We start from the raw sequence: 16,109 nt of genomic DNA on the forward strand, positions 1-16,109 counted from the left end.
GCCAGCAATCAATTACTGCTCGCTTTTTCTTTATTAAAATTCAGTAAATAAACAGCCGAAATAGCCAACACGCCACCACAAGCTACTGGTGCAGACAATGTTTCACCAAAATACAACGCAGACAACCCCATCGCTGAAGTAGGTACGACAAAAATAAAAGAGCTTGAACGACTAGAGCCTAGCTGCTGTGTCGCCAAGAAAAAAATACTCGTAGCAACACTTACCACGACAGTTGATAAAAAAGCCATATGTAACCAGTACTCTAAAGAATATATTACCATCGACTTCAGTGGTGAGTAGCTATACGCAAATCCATAACTGATTAAGCTCGCGAACCCATACATAAACGTACTAAACAGTAGGAAATCGGCGTATCGGCCGCCTATTTGACTAATAATTGTTAAAATGGCCCACGTGAAAGCCGCGAGAATAAAGTAAAGGTTACCTGATGCAAGTAATTGATCTAAGTTGAAACTCCATATTTCAATCATAAACAACCCACCAATTAGCCCAAATGTTAGGCCCATACCTTGTACTACTTTTAGCTTCTGTTGAAATACAAGACTCGTTAATAAAAACGTAAATAACGGGTTTATCGTCGTCACAAGCATGCCACCCTTACCAGGTAAGCCATTATGGAGTCCGAGAAAAAATAATTGATTGTATCCAGCAAGTAATGCCCCTGCAGGTAACGACCACAGCAAAGCGTTACGAGAAAACTTTAGCGTCACAAATTTAAACCTGCGCACAACAAACAATATTGGTAGCATACTCAAAGTAGCTATCGCCAGGCGGTAAAATGTTGTTACTTTGGTCGGCGCCATATCAGCAATAATTTTCCCAGAAACCCAACTTGTCCCCCATAACAACATTGCGATAATAAGTGAAATTATTAATACAGTCTCTGTAGCGTCTTTAGTCTTAATCATAATCCCTGTTTAGCTCACTATTTATAATGGTGTAACATTTTCACCTCCAGTGTACATCAAAATAGGACAGGATACTTCGGCCTCAGTCATAGTACTTATCCATTATATATACGTAAAAAGACTATATAATTTGGATACATATCGGCTAGTTACCTGTTTATAATTAGAGTAACTATTACTGTTAGGATCTTGAATGAATATTGAGCGCAAACAAACCAATCAAAGAATGAGTCGGACTGTCATCCATAACAATACAATTTATCTATGTGGCCAAGTATGTAGTGATGCAACCAAAGGGATAACAGAACAAACACAAACCATGTTAGACAAAGTAGATATATTACTCACTGAAGCTAATAGTGACAAATACCACTTACTCAGCGCTACCGTGTATATTAGTGACATGACATATTTTAAAGAAATGAACGCCGTATGGGACTCGTGGGTACCTCAAGGGCACGCACCAGCTAGAGCATGTGTGCAAGCTGCAATGGCCAGACCTGAGTTACTCGTTGAGGTCTCTATCGTAGCAGCAGTAAAAAAAACAAGTAAGTAGTAAACCCAAAATCCTTTTATAGCTTACACGTAGCCGCTAGTAGTATGATGTACAACATCTGGATGCAATTATTAATAGCGACTAAGTTTTAAAAAAGGGAACTACCTTAGTCAAAAAAAACCTTGGATACTTCCAAGGTTTTCAACCTATCTTACATAAACACAAAATCCGCGTTTAATAATTTATAGGCCTGCACGCGCTTTAATAACAGCGATAAGTGGCGAACCACTGTGACCATTACCTTCAGCCCATGAGATATCAGCACCATCAACTAGCGCACTTTTCGGTAAATTTTTAACTATGTATTCACCTGCACCTGCAGCATTGCTCGCAATTGCATGGCGTAACAAGTTATTACCATTACATTGAATCGCATCGTAGATATTACGAATTTTCACTCGTGAGCTTTTTAGCTTTTTACGTAAACGCCCTTTGTCATCAGCGGCAACATATTCACACAAAGATGCTGCAAGCTGTGCATCTGCATGTGCATTTTGACTAAAAGACAAAGACGCAGCACATAAAGAAGCTGACACTAGCACGGTAGTTAATTTCATTTTAGACCCTTCAATAATACTTTATTCGTACCCCAATACTTATATAATTGTAGCAATCTATATAATTGTTAGCAACAAACTCATAATTTTTTCTGTAAGGTTACGAATTTATGACTATATATATTTTTATCATCCGCTTCATTATGTTGCGTTTCCATCACCTGCCATTCCCCTACCTTCTCATAATCAGGAAAGCAGGTATCTCCTTCAACCGTTAAGTCAATGAAAGTCAAATAAAGTCGTTCACATAAAGGAAGGAACTGTTCATATACCAAGCCCCCTCCTATTATCATAACCTCTGCCTCCCCCTCAACCAACGCAAGTGCAGCGTCAGCAGATGTAACAACCTCCGTTCCTTGCGCATCATAATCTAGATTACGACTAATAATTATATTCCGTCTATTGGGAAGAGGGCGTCCTATAGACTCAAAAGTCTTCCGGCCCATAATGACTGGTTTGTTCAACGTAACTCGTTTGAAGTGTTGTAAGTCTGCCGGTAGGTGCCAAGGCATTTTATTACCTTGTCCAATCACTCGATTATCCGCCATTGCTGCAATCATTGAAATTATCACATTCACTCCTATACTTATTAAGTATTAAAAAAGGGCTTACAGCCCTTTTTTAATATTACCATCTTAGATTATCGTTCGTAGACAACTTCTACATCGTAGTCATCTTCATCCCAATCATCATCCCAGTCATCATCGTCTTGTGCTTCTTGAGCTGCTTTACGATGATAGGTGTCCCACTTAAACTCGACCTCTTCTTGCTCTTGCTCTACCTCAAACTTGTCTTTAGGCATGCTGTCTAGCAATGTCATAATGTCGTAGCATAATGGCTGGGTATTTAATTTATTAATAGCTGAGACCTGATACACCTGCTCTGCATCAAGCTCTTGTGCAATACGTTCACAAATGGCCTCAGCTTCGTCCTCGGGCAATAGATCTATTTTATTCAATACTAACCAGCGAGGCTTTTCTGCTAGTTTAGGGCTATATTGGTGTAACTCATTAATAATTGAGAATGCATTATCTACTGGATCGGTGCCATCAACAGGCATCACATCGATAATATGTAAAAGTACACGACAGCGCTCTAAATGCTTCAAAAAGCGAATACCTAAGCCTGCACCATCCGACGCACCTTCAATAAGACCTGGGATGTCAGCGATTACGAACGACTTACTTGCCTCAGGGCGAACAACACCTAAATTTGGGATCAAGGTAGTAAATGGGTAATCTGCCACTTTAGGTTTTGCTGCTGAAACGCTGCGAATAAATGTCGACTTACCAGCATTAGGTAGGCCAAGCAAACCAACATCAGCGAGTAGTAGTAATTCTAATTTTAAGTTACGAACTTCACCTTTAGTACCTAACGTCTTCTGTCTAGGTGCACGGTTTACACTTGACTTAAAGCGCGCATTCCCCAATCCATGAAAGCCCCCTTTTGCAACAAGTAATTTTTGCCCATGCTGTGTTAAATCACCAAGTGACTCTTCCGTATCAACATCGCTTACACGCGTACCTACTGGTACTTTCAGGTAAAGGTCAACACCCTTTTTACCCGTACAATTACGTGACTGTCCATTCGTTCCACGCTCCGCACGGTGAAAACGTTCAAATTGGTAATCAACCAATGTATTCCAGTTTTCATCTGCTAGTAAGTATACACTTGCACCATCACCACCATCACCGCCATCAGGGCCGCCATCAGGGACGTATTTCTCACGACGAAATGACACAATGCCACTACCGCCATCGCCCGCTTCTGCGCGAATTTCAACTTCATCGACAAACTTCATGGTTACTCTCTTTTGACTGGGGGGTTCTGATTCCCGAAGTATAATACTAATAAGACAAAATCTTTAGTCATTATTGCAGTTTGCTTCACTTTGCCACTGCATATCACTTCGTTAGGAGGTTCTATAAAAACAAAAAACCCCGCCGTAGCGGGGTTTTTTTTAATCTTTACCGATTACTCAGCAACGATGCTAACGTATTTACGGTTTAATGGACCTTTTTGTTCAAAAACAACTTTACCGTCTGCTTTTGCAAAAATTGTATGGTCTTTACCGATACCTGCGTTAGAACCAGCGTGGAAACGAGTACCACGTTGACGTACGATGATGTTACCCGCTAAAACTGATTCGCCACCAAAACGTTTAACACCTAAGCGTTTACTTTCTGAATCGCGACCGTTACGAGTACTACCAGCTGCCTTCTTATGTGCCATCTTTCTGTACCTCTAAATTAAGCGCTAATGCCAGTGATTTTAACTTCAGTGAACCATTGACGATGGCCCATCTGCTTACGAGAATGCTTACGACGTCTAAATTTAACGACCTTAATCTTCTCACCGCGACCGTGTGAAACAACCTCAGCTGTCACTTTGCCACCGTTTACGAACGGTGCACCGATCTCGATTTTCTCACCATCAGCAACTAAAAGTACTGAATCAAATTCAACTGCTGCACCAGTCTCAACGTCTAATTTTTCTAGACGAATCGTTTGACCTTCAGTCACACGGTGCTGTTTACCACCACTTTGGAAAACCGCGTACATAATTAACTCCGCTTGTGCGCCCTCAAATCGACGCAACTTAATATTCTTCAATAGGGCGCGAAGTTTACGCTAATGCGAACCTACGTGCAAGCCCATTTTTCTATAAACTGAATAAAAAATAGCGGCTAAGAGAGCGAATCATTATTTTCTGCTAGTCTATCCAAAAAAAGCCATAAACCAAAGCGCTTTTTTCTTCTTTTACGACAACCTTCTATAACTCAAAAAAACAACGGTATTTGAACGTATTTTCAACAGCATGGCCTGCTAAGAGGTTTTTTTTTATTGTTCTTTGACAAAATATCGAGCTAAATGGAATTTTGTAGTACACTCGCCTCGTTTATCTATTTAACCTGGCTTGGAGTAAGATGGATATTAAGGCTATCCAGGCGTTAATCGAAACCGATATGCTTAACGTCAATGAATTAATACACGCACAAATGCAATCTGACGTTGCATTAGTTAACCAGCTTGGTCTGTATATTGTTAACAGTGGTGGAAAAAGAATAAGACCCATGTTGACATTACTGGCTGCTAAAGCGCTTGGTCATCAAGGTGAAAAGCACGTCACTTTAGCAACTATCGTTGAATTTATTCACACTGCTACATTATTGCACGATGACGTAGTTGACGAATCAGCATTACGTCGAGGTGAACCAACCGCAAACGCGGAATTTGGTAATGCAGCCAGTGTATTGGTAGGCGACTTTATATACACTCGGTCGTTTCAATTGATGGTTGGCTTACAAAATATGCAAGTGATGCAAATTTTAGCTGATGCGACAAATGTAATCGCTGAAGGGGAAGTGTTGCAATTAATGAATTGTAATGACCCAGACACCACAGAAGAAAGCTATATGCAGGTTATATATAGTAAAACGGCAAAATTATTTGAAGCTGCAACGCTACTCCCTGCAGTTGTACTTGAGCAATCAACCGATGTGCAAAACGCTCTCAAATATTATGGAATGCATTTAGGCACAGCGTTCCAACTTGTTGATGATGTATTGGATTACAGTGCAAATGCTGAGCAAATGGGCAAGAACTTAGGTGATGACCTTGCTGAAGGGAAGCCGACTCTACCTCTTATATATGCTATGCAGCATGGAAAAGCTGAACAAATTACACAAATACGTAATGCTATAGAGCACGGCAACGGGTTAGAATATTTAGATGATATACTAATCACTCTAACAGAAACGAATGCCCTAGAATTTGCTATGGATAAAGCGAGGATTGAAGCTAATAAAGCCATTCAAATGCTCAAGATTCTGCCTGATTCGCCGTATAAGCAAGCATTAATTGGGTTAGCCGAAATATCAGTCTCAAGAGATCACTAACCCAAACAACTTCTACGTAACAAGAAAGCCGCAGTGCGGCTTTTTTAAAACGATTTAGAGTATCACCGTACTTACTTTTGCTCTGGAGGGCGATAACCCTCAATTTCCACTTCTTTATTCTCGAATAAAAAACCAACCATCTGCTCTTCAAGTAACTCTCGATGTGCTGGGTCCATCATATTTAAGTGTTTTTCATTGATCAACATAGTCTGTTTATGCTGCCATTGCTGCCACACTTCTTTTGAGATGTTATTAAATATTTTTTCACCTAATTCACCCGGGTAAAACTGGAAATCTAATCCAGGTGCGTCTTTTTGTAATTTTTGACAAAATACAGTACGAGCCATAACTTATTACCTACTTAAGGAAGATACTTATAGTTTAACTCATTGCGCTTATGACTTTAACTAACTTTTTAGTCGGTGCCGCTAAACCAACTTGGGCTGGATCATTTAAGTCATACCATAGCAATGGCTGTTCGTGTACACAGTCAGGTATGCTATCTAAATGCAGAATTATTGGATTAATAGTAAGCTCAAAATGAGTAAAGACGTGCACAAAAGGTGCTAAAGATTGAACCTTCCCCTCAACGCCCTGTTGCGCTGAAAATAGCTCAACTCGCTCCAATGTTTCAAATTCAAAAAAACCAAATAACCCACCCCATATGCCCGAACTCGGCCTTTTTTCCATCAACAGTTTATTTTCTGCCTTTATAATTAAATGATATGCAGATTTTTTGGGTTTATCCTTTTTTGGTTTTGAATTAGGAAAAGCTTTTACTTGGTTATGTTGGTGCGCAAGGCAGTCAGTCACTAATGGGCAAGCCTGACAATCAAAGTTAGCTCTAGAACACACACTCGCCCCGAGATCCATCATAGCTTGATTAAACTCAGTCACATTACTTTGTGGGGTTATTTTTTCCGTCAATGCCCACAAGGCATTTTCTACATTCTTAACGCCATACCACCCTTCTACCATAAAAAACCGCGCTAAAACCCGCTTTACATTACCATCTAAAATAGGATGATGTTGCCCCAATGCTAATGATAAAATTGCGCCTGCGGTAGAACGACCTATACCTGGTAAAGCAACGACTTGCTCCATTGTGTGAGGAAATTGGCCTTGATAGTCATCACGTACAATTTTCGCCGTTTTATGTAAATTCCTCGCTCTCGCGTAATACCCTAAACCTGTCCAGTGATGTAGCACTTCATCTTCTGGTGCATCTGCTAAATCAATGATACTCGGAAACCGCGCCATAAAGCGATTAAAATAAGGAATAACAGTCACAACTTGAGTTTGTTGCAGCATCACTTCTGACACCCATACTTTGTAGGGCGTTTTTTCTAATTGCCACGGCAATGTTTTTCTACCATGAAGGTGATACCAGCTAACAACTTGGTCAGCAAACCATTTAGCCTGACTATTTGATACTTGCATTGACGGTGCACTTTACTAATTCTACTTGGCCGCCAGTGTAAGGGGCTTTTAAAAACAGTCAAGCTATTGTACTTATCGCGCCGAACAGGGATAATATGCGCCCACTTTTCACTGTGCAGAATGACTATGAACGATTCGAGTAAAACTAGGCTTGAGCAAGCTCAGCAAGAAGGCAAATATATCCGCAGAATACGCAGCTTTGTAAAGCGCGAAGGTCGCTTAACCAAAGGCCAAGCGGCGGCCATTGAAAAATGCTGGCCAACCATGGGCCTCGAGCACAGCCAAGGTTTACTAAATTTATCAGAAGTCTTTGGCAATGATAACGATGTGGTGCTGGAAATTGGCTTTGGTATGGGTAAATCATTGGTTGAGATGGCTAAGAATGCACCTCATCTAAACTTTATTGGTATTGAAGTGCATAAACCTGGCGTAGGGGCATGTCTTATGGAAGCCGACGAAGCTGGAATTACCAACTTACGTGTATTTGAGCATGACGCGGTAGAAGTACTAGCAGACTGTATTAAAGATGCGAGCTTGAGCACGATGCAACTATTTTTCCCAGACCCTTGGCATAAAAAACGCCACCATAAGCGCCGTATTGTGCAACTGGAGTTTGTTGAAAGCCTGCGTGGTAAATTAAAAATCGGTGGGGTATTTCACATGGCGACTGACTGGGAAAACTATGCCGAGCATATGCTTGAAATCATGAACGCGGCCCCCGGCTATGACAATCTATCAGAAACATCTGATTATATGCCCCGCCCAGACAATCGTCCTCTGACTAAATTTGAGCAACGCGGCCATCGCCTCGGACATGGTGTTTGGGATTTAATGTTTAAACGCTGCAATTAAGGGCATATGCCCTTTCTAACTTAAGAGATCTTATGAGCCAATTATCAAACCCTAGTTTATTGTTAATGCGCAATGAAGAAGAATTGCACGCAAACAAGGTTTTAGTTATAAATGCCAATAGAGACGGGTTTTTATCACAATTAAAGCAGTTAAATCCAAACGGAGATGTTCACGCATTTAGTTATAACATTGCAGATCATCAAGCTGCTGAGCAGTACTCAGGGGTTTTAAGTTCGGTTGACCATAGTTTACCTGCGATAGACGATTTAGACCTCATCATCTACTTTTATCCAAAATCAAAACCTGAAGCGATGATGATGCTCGATAATATTAGGGCGATTGCAACCAGCAAAACTCGATTGCTCGTCGTTGGGCACAATAAAGGTGGCGTGAAATCAGTAGAAAAGCAACTCAAACCGCATGCTGAACTATTTTGTAAACTAGATAGTGCAAAACATTGTGTTTTGTATGAATTCTCTGACCTTCACCTATTGCCTAAATTTGATATCGCACAATACCAGTCTGAATTTCAAGTACAAGTAGGTGAATTAGAGTTTACCGCTGTCAGCGTGCCTGGCGTATTCAATCACGGAAAGCTTGACGTAGGGACTAAACTTTTACTCGAGAATATTGATGTGCCATACAAAGGAGCAATTTTAGACTTTGGTTGTGGTGCTGGATTGATAGCGACATTTATGGGTATGAAGCAAGCTGCTCTCACGCTTAACTGTTTAGATGTAAATGCACTTGCATTGTATGCTACCGAGCATACATTAAAGGTAAATGGCCTATCAGCAAAATTGATTCTCAGTGACGGCCTGATGGATGTAACGGGGCAATTCAACTTAGTAATTAGCAACCCACCATTTCATACGGGCATCGCAACTGACTACGGGATTGCCGACCGCTTTTTAAGCGATAGTCGAGGGTTTTTAAAGTCGAAAGGGAAAATACAGATTGTTGCCAATAACTTCTTAAAGTACACCTCTATACTCGAACAACAATTTGGTTCTTTTTCTACCTTAGCAAAAAATACCAAATTCACTGTCTATGAGGCTAATAAAAACTAATCAGACTGGCTGACTTCTCACTCTACTGGATAAAATAACACGAATAATCAGGGATTTTATTGTTATTTTATCCATTCTCTTTGCTACACTTGTGAATAGTTTACAATCATTGAATCAAATATTGATGTTGTATGTGTTCCAAATACAGCTAATACCTACAGCACAATTGATAAGCGTTATGTATTCATATCGACACATTTGGATCAAGTTTTTCAAACGCTGAATAAAGGTCCTTAATGGCTAAGCAGACACCAAAAACAAGTATAAGAAAAGTCCTAGTCAGCGCTGTGATGTTAGTCACTGCGTTATGTTTATCGTTATCAATTTCAATCTCTACCTACCTTGATGTCAAAGAACAAAAGCAACTGGTTATCAATAAGCTTGATATGATTGCAGAAATCATCGCTTTTAATGCGCAAATCACCTTGATATTCGAAGATAGAAAAACAGAAGAAAAGCGCTTAAAATCTTTCAATAAAGTTGAACTAGTAAAAAATATTCATATTTATGACATTGACGATGTTACCAATAAACCCGTTTTTTTCACGAGTTATAACGCCAGCAAAACCCCCCCTGTTCCATTAAAAGTAAATAGTGTAGAAGACTTAAAAGTCCCTAGAATAACAGCAGATTATATTGAACTTGTTAAGCCTGTTGTTTATGAAGGGAAAATAGAAGGCTATGTTTATATTCGAGGAGGGTTGGAAAGGTTAAATAAGTATATTAATACAAAAATACTCGTTGATATAATGTTAACTTTGTTTGTTTTATTGTTAGTGTTATTAGTTGCTAGAGGGATACAAAAACGCATCGCAACCCCAATAGAGGGACTGTCTCTATTATTACAAGATGTTTCCAAAAACCATAATTACAATGCACGTGCAGAGCGAAGTAATATAGAAGAAGTTAATACACTCGCCACCAATTTAAACGTTATGCTAGCGCGAACTCAAAACCAATTAGAGCGCCATAAAGCTGATAAACAAGAAATAAAACAACTCAATCAAAGCCTAGAAGAAAAAGTAAATCAGCGAACTATCGCGTTAAGAGAAGCAAATCAAGAACTTCTCAATACCCTCGAAAGAATGCACCAATACCAGAATCAAATTGTTGAAAACGAGAAAATGGCCTCGCTTGGACAAATGGTTGCGGGCGTTGCTCACGAAGTAAATACCCCTATCGGTTTAGGTGTTACAGGCTCTACTCTATTACGCGACAAGTTATCTGATATAAAAACAGCGTTCGAACAAAAAAGTTTAACATCCAAGCAGCTCGAGCGATTCATTGGTGATGGTATAGAAAACCTTGATTTAATCTATAGAAACTTAAATCGAGCTGCCGATCTTATCTCTAGCTTTAAACGCGTTGCAGTTAGCCAAGATCTAGAGCTCAGCTCTGATGTAAACGTAACCAGCTTACTGAACAATATTATGACAGCAATGAAAGCTGATATTGTAACCAAAAACCCAGTTATAGATGTTCAATGCTCCACAGACTTAACCGTTAGTAGTAAAGCAGGCCCTTTACAACAGGTCTTCGAGCAACTCATATCTAATTCGTTGCTCCACGCTTTTAAAAGCATCGAAAACAACATAATTCATATAAATATTACACGGACTAGTGGACAGCTTTCCATTATTTATACTGACAATGGCGGTGGAGTACCCGTTTCCATTCGTAAACGAATTTTTGACCCCTTTGTCACCACGAAAAGAGGTGAAGGGGGCAGCGGCCTTGGTATGCATTTAGTCTATAACTTAGTGACGCAAGCTTTAAATGGTAATATCGCGTTAGATGAAGCATATGACAACGGCACTCGATTCATCATTACATTGCCTTTGGTAGAGATAGGGTAATGCGAAGTATATTTATTATACTGGTACTTTTTGCATATCCTGCCTGTGCAAAAAGCCCAAATGAGGTACGTTCTGCTTTTTTATATCAAATGGCTAAATTTATTGAGTTCCCTAATCAACAAACAAAAATATCGACTCGCTTTTGTTTTTATCAAATAAATACCGGACCTGGTGCTATTTTAGCTAAAAATAAAAAACTAAAAATAAGAAAACGGCCAATCGAAGTTATTAAAATAGCAAATAGTTCAAATATAATGGAACTTTCTCAACAGTGTGATATCACATACATTGATGAAACGAATGAAAATGATATACTGTCTACTTGGACCGATACAACCTCTTTAAATATGGTTTTGGTTGGAGATAACATAGAGTTTCTAGAAGATGGTGGTGTCGCTTCATTGGTCCAAGAAGGGAGTAAAATCCGACTGTATATAAATAAGCAACAGGTTACACAGCATAATTTTACTGTGTTATCTAGATTACTTGCAGTTTCTAAGTTTCATCCCAACTGATTTTACTTGTTAACAATTGGATATACTCCTATAATCGTAAATATTCGGTTTTATTAGATAGCACCGAATAACATGTAAATAATATATTCCGAAAAGGTTAATTTATAATGCAAACGCCAGTCATTCTGATTGTAGAGGATGAAGACGTAACTCGCCTGAACCTCGTTAGTTTATTTGAAGCAGAAGGTTACAAAGTAATTGAAGCCATTGATGGCGATGACATGCATGACAAACTGACAACGCATGACGACGTCAATCTTGTTGTTATGGACATCAATCTTCCAGGTAAAAACGGCTTAATCTTAGCGCGTGAACTACGCCAAAAAAGAAATATCGGCTTAATTTTCCTAACTGGTCGCGATAACGATGTTGATCGCATCCTTGGGCTGGAAATTGGTGCTGATGATTACATCACAAAACCATTTAACCCACGAGAGTTAACTATTCGTGCTCGTAACTTGATCTCTAGAACTGGTTCAGCAGGTGAAGAGTCAGCCATCGAGAGTAATGGTGTGATCACGTTTAATGGTTGGGAATTAGATGAAAATAGTCGTTGCTTAACGTCTCCTGCGGGAGAAGCAAAGCGCTTGCCTAAAGGTGAGTATCGAGCACTTCGTTTAATGCTAGATTCACCGGGTAGAATTTTTAGCCGTGAGCAATTAATTAAGCACATGACAGGTCGCGAACTTCGTGCGAATGACCGTACCGTTGATGTAACGATACGTCGTATACGTAAGCACTTTGAAAGTGACAGCAATACCAGCGAACTGATCAGCACTATTCATGGTGAAGGTTATCGTTTTATCGGTAAAATTGACGGTTAATTATACTGGCTGTTTTGCACTTATATAAAGGGGCTTATTTAGCCCCTTTATTTATTCTTATTGCTACATACGAACCTGCTAAAGAAACACTAACTCTCTTTATTAGAACCGAGTACGCTAATTGCGTCTTTTAACGATGCTTGACCGTCTTTTATTTTCTCTTCGAGTTCAACAACCCACTGACTTAACTTGTCAGCCCCAACGTTATCTGCATCGAGTTCCATTACTTTGGCATGTAACTGCACTTCCTGTAAACCCACAGAGCCTGCGGCTCCTTTAAGCTTATGAGCAACCGAACTATACTCTTCAATATCACCAGCACTTAATGCACTGCGTAACTCTTCACAATATTTAGGGTTTAACGTTTCAAATAAATCACTACTGCGCTTAAAAGGCTTAACACCCATAGAGGAGACAAAGTCGATGATCGTTTCTACATCAAGCAAACAGTAGTCTTCACTATTGAGCACTATCACTGACTGTTCGTCGCCTCCTGTATGCGCTTTATTTGAGTCAATTCCAAATAACTCTGCCAACATTTTATCTAAACGTGTTGTATTAATTGGCTTCGCCAATGCGCCTTGAATACTAATCCCTTGCAACTCCTGCTCTGCACTTCGCACATTTGCGGTCAGGGCAACAATTGGCAAGTTATCATAGTGACTATCTGCTCTCACTTCCCTTGCTACTACATCACCATTAATATCTGGGAGTTGCATATCCAGTAGAATTAAATCAAGTTCATCTTCTGTTGCGACCAGCGATAAAGCATCTTCACCCGTTTCAGCCCAGATCACTTCATGCCCGCGCTGCTCTAATAAATTAGTTGCTATTTCAGCATTTAATGGCACATCTTCCACCAGCAAAATATATAGGCTTCTACCTGCATAGCTTTGCACCTTAGGTGCACTGCAGAGTGTCAGTGGTATTTCAACATCAAATCGACTGCCCTGCCCCTCGATACTGCTAACATGTATTTGTCCGTTCATAGCGCTAACCAGCGCTTTTGTTACTGCCAGACCAATCCCCGATCCAATCGCATTCGCACCAGTTGTATCTGGCGCTTTATAATACATGTCAAAGATACGCGCTTGTTGATCACTAGGTATGCCCATTCCAGTATCGATAACACTAAATGATAACCACTGACCCGACTCTCGGTTCTCTCTTTTAAACTCTAATGTCACACTGCCTCGATGAGTGAACTTCACCGCATTATTAATCAAATTCCATAATACTTGCCTTAAACGAGTTGGATCTAACAATGCGTAAATGTCCAAAATCCCTGTGCGATGAATTAAAAACTCTAAACCTTTTTGATCCGCTATAAGACCGGTAAAATTGACCACGTCATTAATAAAATCAGAGACATTAATACTGTCGGTTGCAATATCAAGCTGCTCTCTGTCAATTTTATCCAAATCAATGATGTCATTAAAAATATTGCCAAGTGTTTCCGCACTAGAAAAAATAGTATTACACCAACTTTTCTGCTGCTGGGTAAGCTCGGAGTCCAGCATCATACGAGTAAGACCAACAATACCATTCAGTGGGGTTCTTAATTCATGGCTTAAGGTTGCAATAAATTTACCCTTGTCTTTATAAGCGGTTTCCAATGCTTGCTCAGCTTCTTTACGGCTTGTAATATCGCGGCCAAACGCAAGTAATCCGATGTATTCCCCTTTATCATTAATAAAAGGTAGTTTTCGCATTTCGAACCAACGACTTTCACCATCAACCGGATACTCTACATCTAAGGTCATGGGTTGTTGTGTTGTCGCAACTTCAGTATCAGTACGAAGTACCTCTGGTAAGTAATCCTGAGGGTAAATGCTCTCAACCGACTGACCAATTAATTCTCCACTACTTTTGCCAATAACCAGTTCAAACATCTTATTACATCCAGCGAATATGCCATGTTGGTCTCGGTAATAAAACAAATCCGGAGAAGAGTCGACTATTGAGCGTAAAAGCATACTTTGCTGTGCAAGCTCTTGCTGCGTTTTCTTACGTTCAGCTATTTCTTTACGCAGCTCTTCGATTGCACGATGCTTTGCGTGCAATGCCATTTTTCTCTCATCAACTTCATTATTTAAACGATTAATATTGTCTTTGAGTGTTTGGTTTAATAGCTTTTCTTGCTGAGTGGCAGATTCTAAATAAATTTTCGATGCTTCCAGCTGCCGCATTGCATAAATGGTTATCGAAATCAGTACTGGGGACGTTACACCTGCAAAAAATAGTACGGCTAACACATCAACAATGATTATTTCACCCAATGCAATGTAATAGAACATGCAAGATAAAATAAGGGATACGAGCAACAAAAATGCATAGCAAAACAATCCAGCTGCTTTATCACCAAACTTATTGAGAAGGCTTACCAATACACGGCCCCACGGGCCAAAAGAAGATTCAATCATAGTTACCACTTACCCTATTAACCTGCCCATTATACCTAAGCACTAATAAGAAGCTAATTATCCCTGTTATTCGTATCGTTTGTTTCTATACTGTATAGCCAACTGCACGAAATGACACTTTATCGATACCATTTCTTTTACATTCATAGGCAAATGGTCAAGTTTTAGTGTAATATGCGCGACTTTAATTGTCGTGACAATGAGGGTATACATGCAAACAACAATGCCAGACATCGCACATTCAGCCGACGCTTTGCAAACAGGCAAGCTAGACTGGGTAGGCATGGGCAATATCGAACTACCACTACTTTTTGCCAGTAAAGGTCTAAGCGATACGCATGTTACAGCAAAAGCCGATGCATTTGTAAACTTACAAAAAGAAGATGCTAAAGGCATTCATATGTCACGGCTGTTTTTGGCTTTAGACACGTTATCGTGTGAACAAAGTCTTACACCTAAAACGCTCACACAAGTTCTTGATAGCTTTATCTCAAGTCACCAAGATTTAAGCAATGCGGCTAAAGTCTCAATTCACTTCGAATTACCGTTACGCCGTCAGTCATTATTAAGTCAAAAGCAAGGTTGGAAAAGTTACCCCGTGACAGTAACCGCAACACTCAACGATGGTGTTGCGCGTATTGAACTCGGTGTTGACGTTACTTATTCATCCACTTGCCCGTGTTCAGCAGCATTAGCTAGACAGCTAATTCAAAATGCTTTTGCAGACAAGTTTCAACAACAAACCGTTGATACTAAGCAAGTACATGCATGGTTAGGTACCACTGAAGGGGTTCTTGCTACACCTCACTCACAAAGAAGTATCGCCAATATAAAGGTTTTACTAGCATCCGATTGCGAAGAATTCGATATATTGACCCTCATAAATCAAGTTGAAAATGAACTAAAGACCCCAGTCCAAGCAGCCGTAAAGCGTGAAGACGAGCAAGAGTTTGCACGTTTAAACGGTCAAAATCTCATGTTTTGCGAAGACGCGGCCAGAAAACTTAAAGCGCTGTTCAACCAGACCAACTACCAAGATTTTTTTGTGAAAATTAACCATTATGAATCACTGCATGCGCACGATGCGGTTGCCTACGCAGTCAAAGGCATAGATCAAGGCTACAAAGCTTAATCGTAGCCAATCTGAAAATAAACTAGAACCACTCTACAACTCGGCACAGCATTTGCT

The 16,109-nt window shown here is 39.9% G+C and carries 17 protein-coding genes; 8 read left to right on the plus strand and 9 right to left on the minus strand.

The window, feature by feature from the left end:
• Positions 1-8: 8 nt before the first annotated feature.
• The gene (locus PAUR_RS14300; RefSeq protein WP_192508354.1) at positions 9-929 is read right to left on the minus strand and encodes a DMT family transporter; all 921 of its coding nucleotides are present in this window, start codon (positions 927-929) and stop codon (positions 9-11) included.
• Positions 930-1,122: 193 nt separating this feature from the next.
• Here PAUR_RS14300 and PAUR_RS14305 point away from each other — a divergent pair, with 193 nt between their 5' ends.
• Positions 1,123-1,485 (plus strand): RidA family protein, encoded by a 363-nt coding sequence (locus tag PAUR_RS14305; RefSeq protein WP_192508355.1) that lies wholly within the window; start codon positions 1,123-1,125, stop codon positions 1,483-1,485.
• A 182-nt stretch (positions 1,486-1,667) separates the two neighbouring features.
• On the opposite strand, the gene PAUR_RS14310 is transcribed toward PAUR_RS14305, so the two are convergent.
• From PAUR_RS14310 to rplU, 5 genes are all read right to left on the minus strand, one after another.
• Positions 1,668-2,042 (minus strand): DUF3718 domain-containing protein, encoded by a 375-nt coding sequence (locus PAUR_RS14310; protein WP_192508356.1) that lies wholly within the window; start codon positions 2,040-2,042, stop codon positions 1,668-1,670.
• An 80-nt stretch (positions 2,043-2,122) separates the two neighbouring features.
• Positions 2,123-2,614, minus strand: a complete 492-nt coding sequence (gene folA, locus PAUR_RS14315; protein WP_318782612.1) for a type 3 dihydrofolate reductase — start codon at positions 2,612-2,614, stop codon at positions 2,123-2,125.
• Positions 2,615-2,682: 68 nt separating this feature from the next.
• Positions 2,683-3,843, minus strand: a complete 1,161-nt coding sequence (gene cgtA, locus PAUR_RS14320; RefSeq protein ID WP_192508357.1) for an Obg family GTPase CgtA — start codon at positions 3,841-3,843, stop codon at positions 2,683-2,685.
• A 173-nt stretch (positions 3,844-4,016) separates the two neighbouring features.
• Positions 4,017-4,274: a 50S ribosomal protein L27 gene (gene rpmA, locus PAUR_RS14325; RefSeq protein WP_010361516.1), complete on the minus strand. Its 258-nt coding sequence runs from the start codon at positions 4,272-4,274 to the stop codon at positions 4,017-4,019.
• Between the two features lie 17 nt (positions 4,275-4,291).
• Positions 4,292-4,603 carry a 50S ribosomal protein L21 gene (gene rplU / locus PAUR_RS14330; RefSeq protein WP_010361515.1) on the minus strand — a complete coding sequence of 104 codons (312 nt, stop codon included), beginning with the start codon at positions 4,601-4,603 and terminating at the stop codon, positions 4,292-4,294.
• 365 nt (positions 4,604-4,968) lie between these two features.
• Between rplU and ispB the strand changes: the two genes are divergently transcribed.
• Positions 4,969-5,940, plus strand: a complete 972-nt coding sequence (gene ispB, locus PAUR_RS14335; RefSeq protein WP_192508358.1) for an octaprenyl diphosphate synthase — start codon at positions 4,969-4,971, stop codon at positions 5,938-5,940.
• Positions 5,941-6,011: 71 nt separating this feature from the next.
• On the opposite strand, the gene PAUR_RS14340 is transcribed toward ispB, so the two are convergent.
• Both PAUR_RS14340 and mutY read right to left on the minus strand, forming a co-directional pair.
• Positions 6,012-6,287, minus strand: a complete 276-nt coding sequence (locus tag PAUR_RS14340; RefSeq protein WP_010361512.1) for an oxidative damage protection protein — start codon at positions 6,285-6,287, stop codon at positions 6,012-6,014.
• A 34-nt stretch (positions 6,288-6,321) separates the two neighbouring features.
• Positions 6,322-7,380 carry an A/G-specific adenine glycosylase gene (gene mutY, locus PAUR_RS14345; protein ID WP_192508359.1) on the minus strand — a complete coding sequence of 353 codons (1,059 nt, stop codon included), beginning with the start codon at positions 7,378-7,380 and terminating at the stop codon, positions 6,322-6,324.
• A gap of 126 nt (positions 7,381-7,506) precedes the next feature.
• Between mutY and trmB the strand changes: the two genes are divergently transcribed.
• From trmB to arcA, 5 genes are all read left to right on the plus strand, one after another.
• Positions 7,507-8,232 carry a tRNA (guanosine(46)-N7)-methyltransferase TrmB gene (gene trmB, locus PAUR_RS14350; protein WP_192508360.1) on the plus strand — a complete coding sequence of 242 codons (726 nt, stop codon included), beginning with the start codon at positions 7,507-7,509 and terminating at the stop codon, positions 8,230-8,232.
• A gap of 32 nt (positions 8,233-8,264) precedes the next feature.
• On the plus strand, positions 8,265-9,302 hold the full coding sequence (locus PAUR_RS14355; RefSeq protein WP_192508361.1) for a methyltransferase: 1,038 nt from the start codon (positions 8,265-8,267) through the stop codon (positions 9,300-9,302).
• 236 nt (positions 9,303-9,538) lie between these two features.
• Positions 9,539-11,158, plus strand: coding sequence for a sensor histidine kinase (locus PAUR_RS14360; protein ID WP_192508362.1), 1,620 nt, complete (start codon positions 9,539-9,541; stop codon positions 11,156-11,158).
• A complete protein-coding gene (locus PAUR_RS14365) occupies positions 11,158-11,673 on the plus strand; it encodes a YfiR family protein (RefSeq protein ID WP_192508363.1) in 516 nt (171 codons plus the stop codon). The genes PAUR_RS14360 and PAUR_RS14365 overlap by 1 nt, the downstream gene beginning before the upstream one ends.
• Before the next feature lie 107 nt (positions 11,674-11,780).
• Complete coding sequence (arcA, locus tag PAUR_RS14370; RefSeq protein WP_192508364.1) at positions 11,781-12,497, plus strand: two-component system response regulator ArcA; 717 nt, start codon at positions 11,781-11,783, stop codon at positions 12,495-12,497.
• 89 nt (positions 12,498-12,586) lie between these two features.
• Here arcA and arcB read toward each other — a convergent pair whose 3' ends face one another.
• On the minus strand, positions 12,587-14,920 hold the full coding sequence (arcB, locus tag PAUR_RS14375; protein ID WP_192508365.1) for an aerobic respiration two-component sensor histidine kinase ArcB: 2,334 nt from the start codon (positions 14,918-14,920) through the stop codon (positions 12,587-12,589).
• Positions 14,921-15,131: 211 nt separating this feature from the next.
• Between arcB and folE2 the strand changes: the two genes are divergently transcribed.
• Entirely contained in the window at positions 15,132-16,052 is a 921-nt protein-coding gene (gene folE2, locus PAUR_RS14380; protein WP_192508366.1) for a GTP cyclohydrolase FolE2, read from the plus strand.
• Positions 16,053-16,109 lie beyond the last annotated feature (57 nt).

It is taken from the genome of Pseudoalteromonas aurantia 208 (genome assembly GCF_014858725.1).
Lineage (GTDB): Bacteria > Pseudomonadota > Gammaproteobacteria > Enterobacterales > Alteromonadaceae > Pseudoalteromonas > Pseudoalteromonas aurantia.

Coding starts and splice junctions, on each gene's coding strand:
- PAUR_RS14300 (WP_192508354.1), bottom strand. CDS start 929: ATGATTAAGACTAAAGACGCTACAGAGACTGTATTAATAATTTCACTT.
- PAUR_RS14305 (WP_192508355.1), top strand. CDS start 1,123: ATGAATATTGAGCGCAAACAAACCAATCAAAGAATGAGTCGGACTGTC.
- PAUR_RS14310 (WP_192508356.1), bottom strand. CDS start 2,042: ATGAAATTAACTACCGTGCTAGTGTCAGCTTCTTTATGTGCTGCGTCT.
- cgtA (WP_192508357.1), bottom strand. CDS start 3,843: ATGAAGTTTGTCGATGAAGTTGAAATTCGCGCAGAAGCGGGCGATGGC.
- rpmA (WP_010361516.1), bottom strand. CDS start 4,274: ATGGCACATAAGAAGGCAGCTGGTAGTACTCGTAACGGTCGCGATTCA.
- rplU (WP_010361515.1), bottom strand. CDS start 4,603: ATGTACGCGGTTTTCCAAAGTGGTGGTAAACAGCACCGTGTGACTGAA.
- ispB (WP_192508358.1), top strand. CDS start 4,969: ATGGATATTAAGGCTATCCAGGCGTTAATCGAAACCGATATGCTTAAC.
- PAUR_RS14340 (WP_010361512.1), bottom strand. CDS start 6,287: ATGGCTCGTACTGTATTTTGTCAAAAATTACAAAAAGACGCACCTGGA.
- mutY (WP_192508359.1), bottom strand. CDS start 7,380: ATGCAAGTATCAAATAGTCAGGCTAAATGGTTTGCTGACCAAGTTGTT.
- trmB (WP_192508360.1), top strand. CDS start 7,507: ATGAACGATTCGAGTAAAACTAGGCTTGAGCAAGCTCAGCAAGAAGGC.
- PAUR_RS14355 (WP_192508361.1), top strand. CDS start 8,265: ATGAGCCAATTATCAAACCCTAGTTTATTGTTAATGCGCAATGAAGAA.
- PAUR_RS14360 (WP_192508362.1), top strand. CDS start 9,539: ATGGCTAAGCAGACACCAAAAACAAGTATAAGAAAAGTCCTAGTCAGC.
- PAUR_RS14365 (WP_192508363.1), top strand. CDS start 11,158: ATGCGAAGTATATTTATTATACTGGTACTTTTTGCATATCCTGCCTGT.
- arcA (WP_192508364.1), top strand. CDS start 11,781: ATGCAAACGCCAGTCATTCTGATTGTAGAGGATGAAGACGTAACTCGC.
- arcB (WP_192508365.1), bottom strand. CDS start 14,920: ATGATTGAATCTTCTTTTGGCCCGTGGGGCCGTGTATTGGTAAGCCTT.
- folE2 (WP_192508366.1), top strand. CDS start 15,132: ATGCAAACAACAATGCCAGACATCGCACATTCAGCCGACGCTTTGCAA.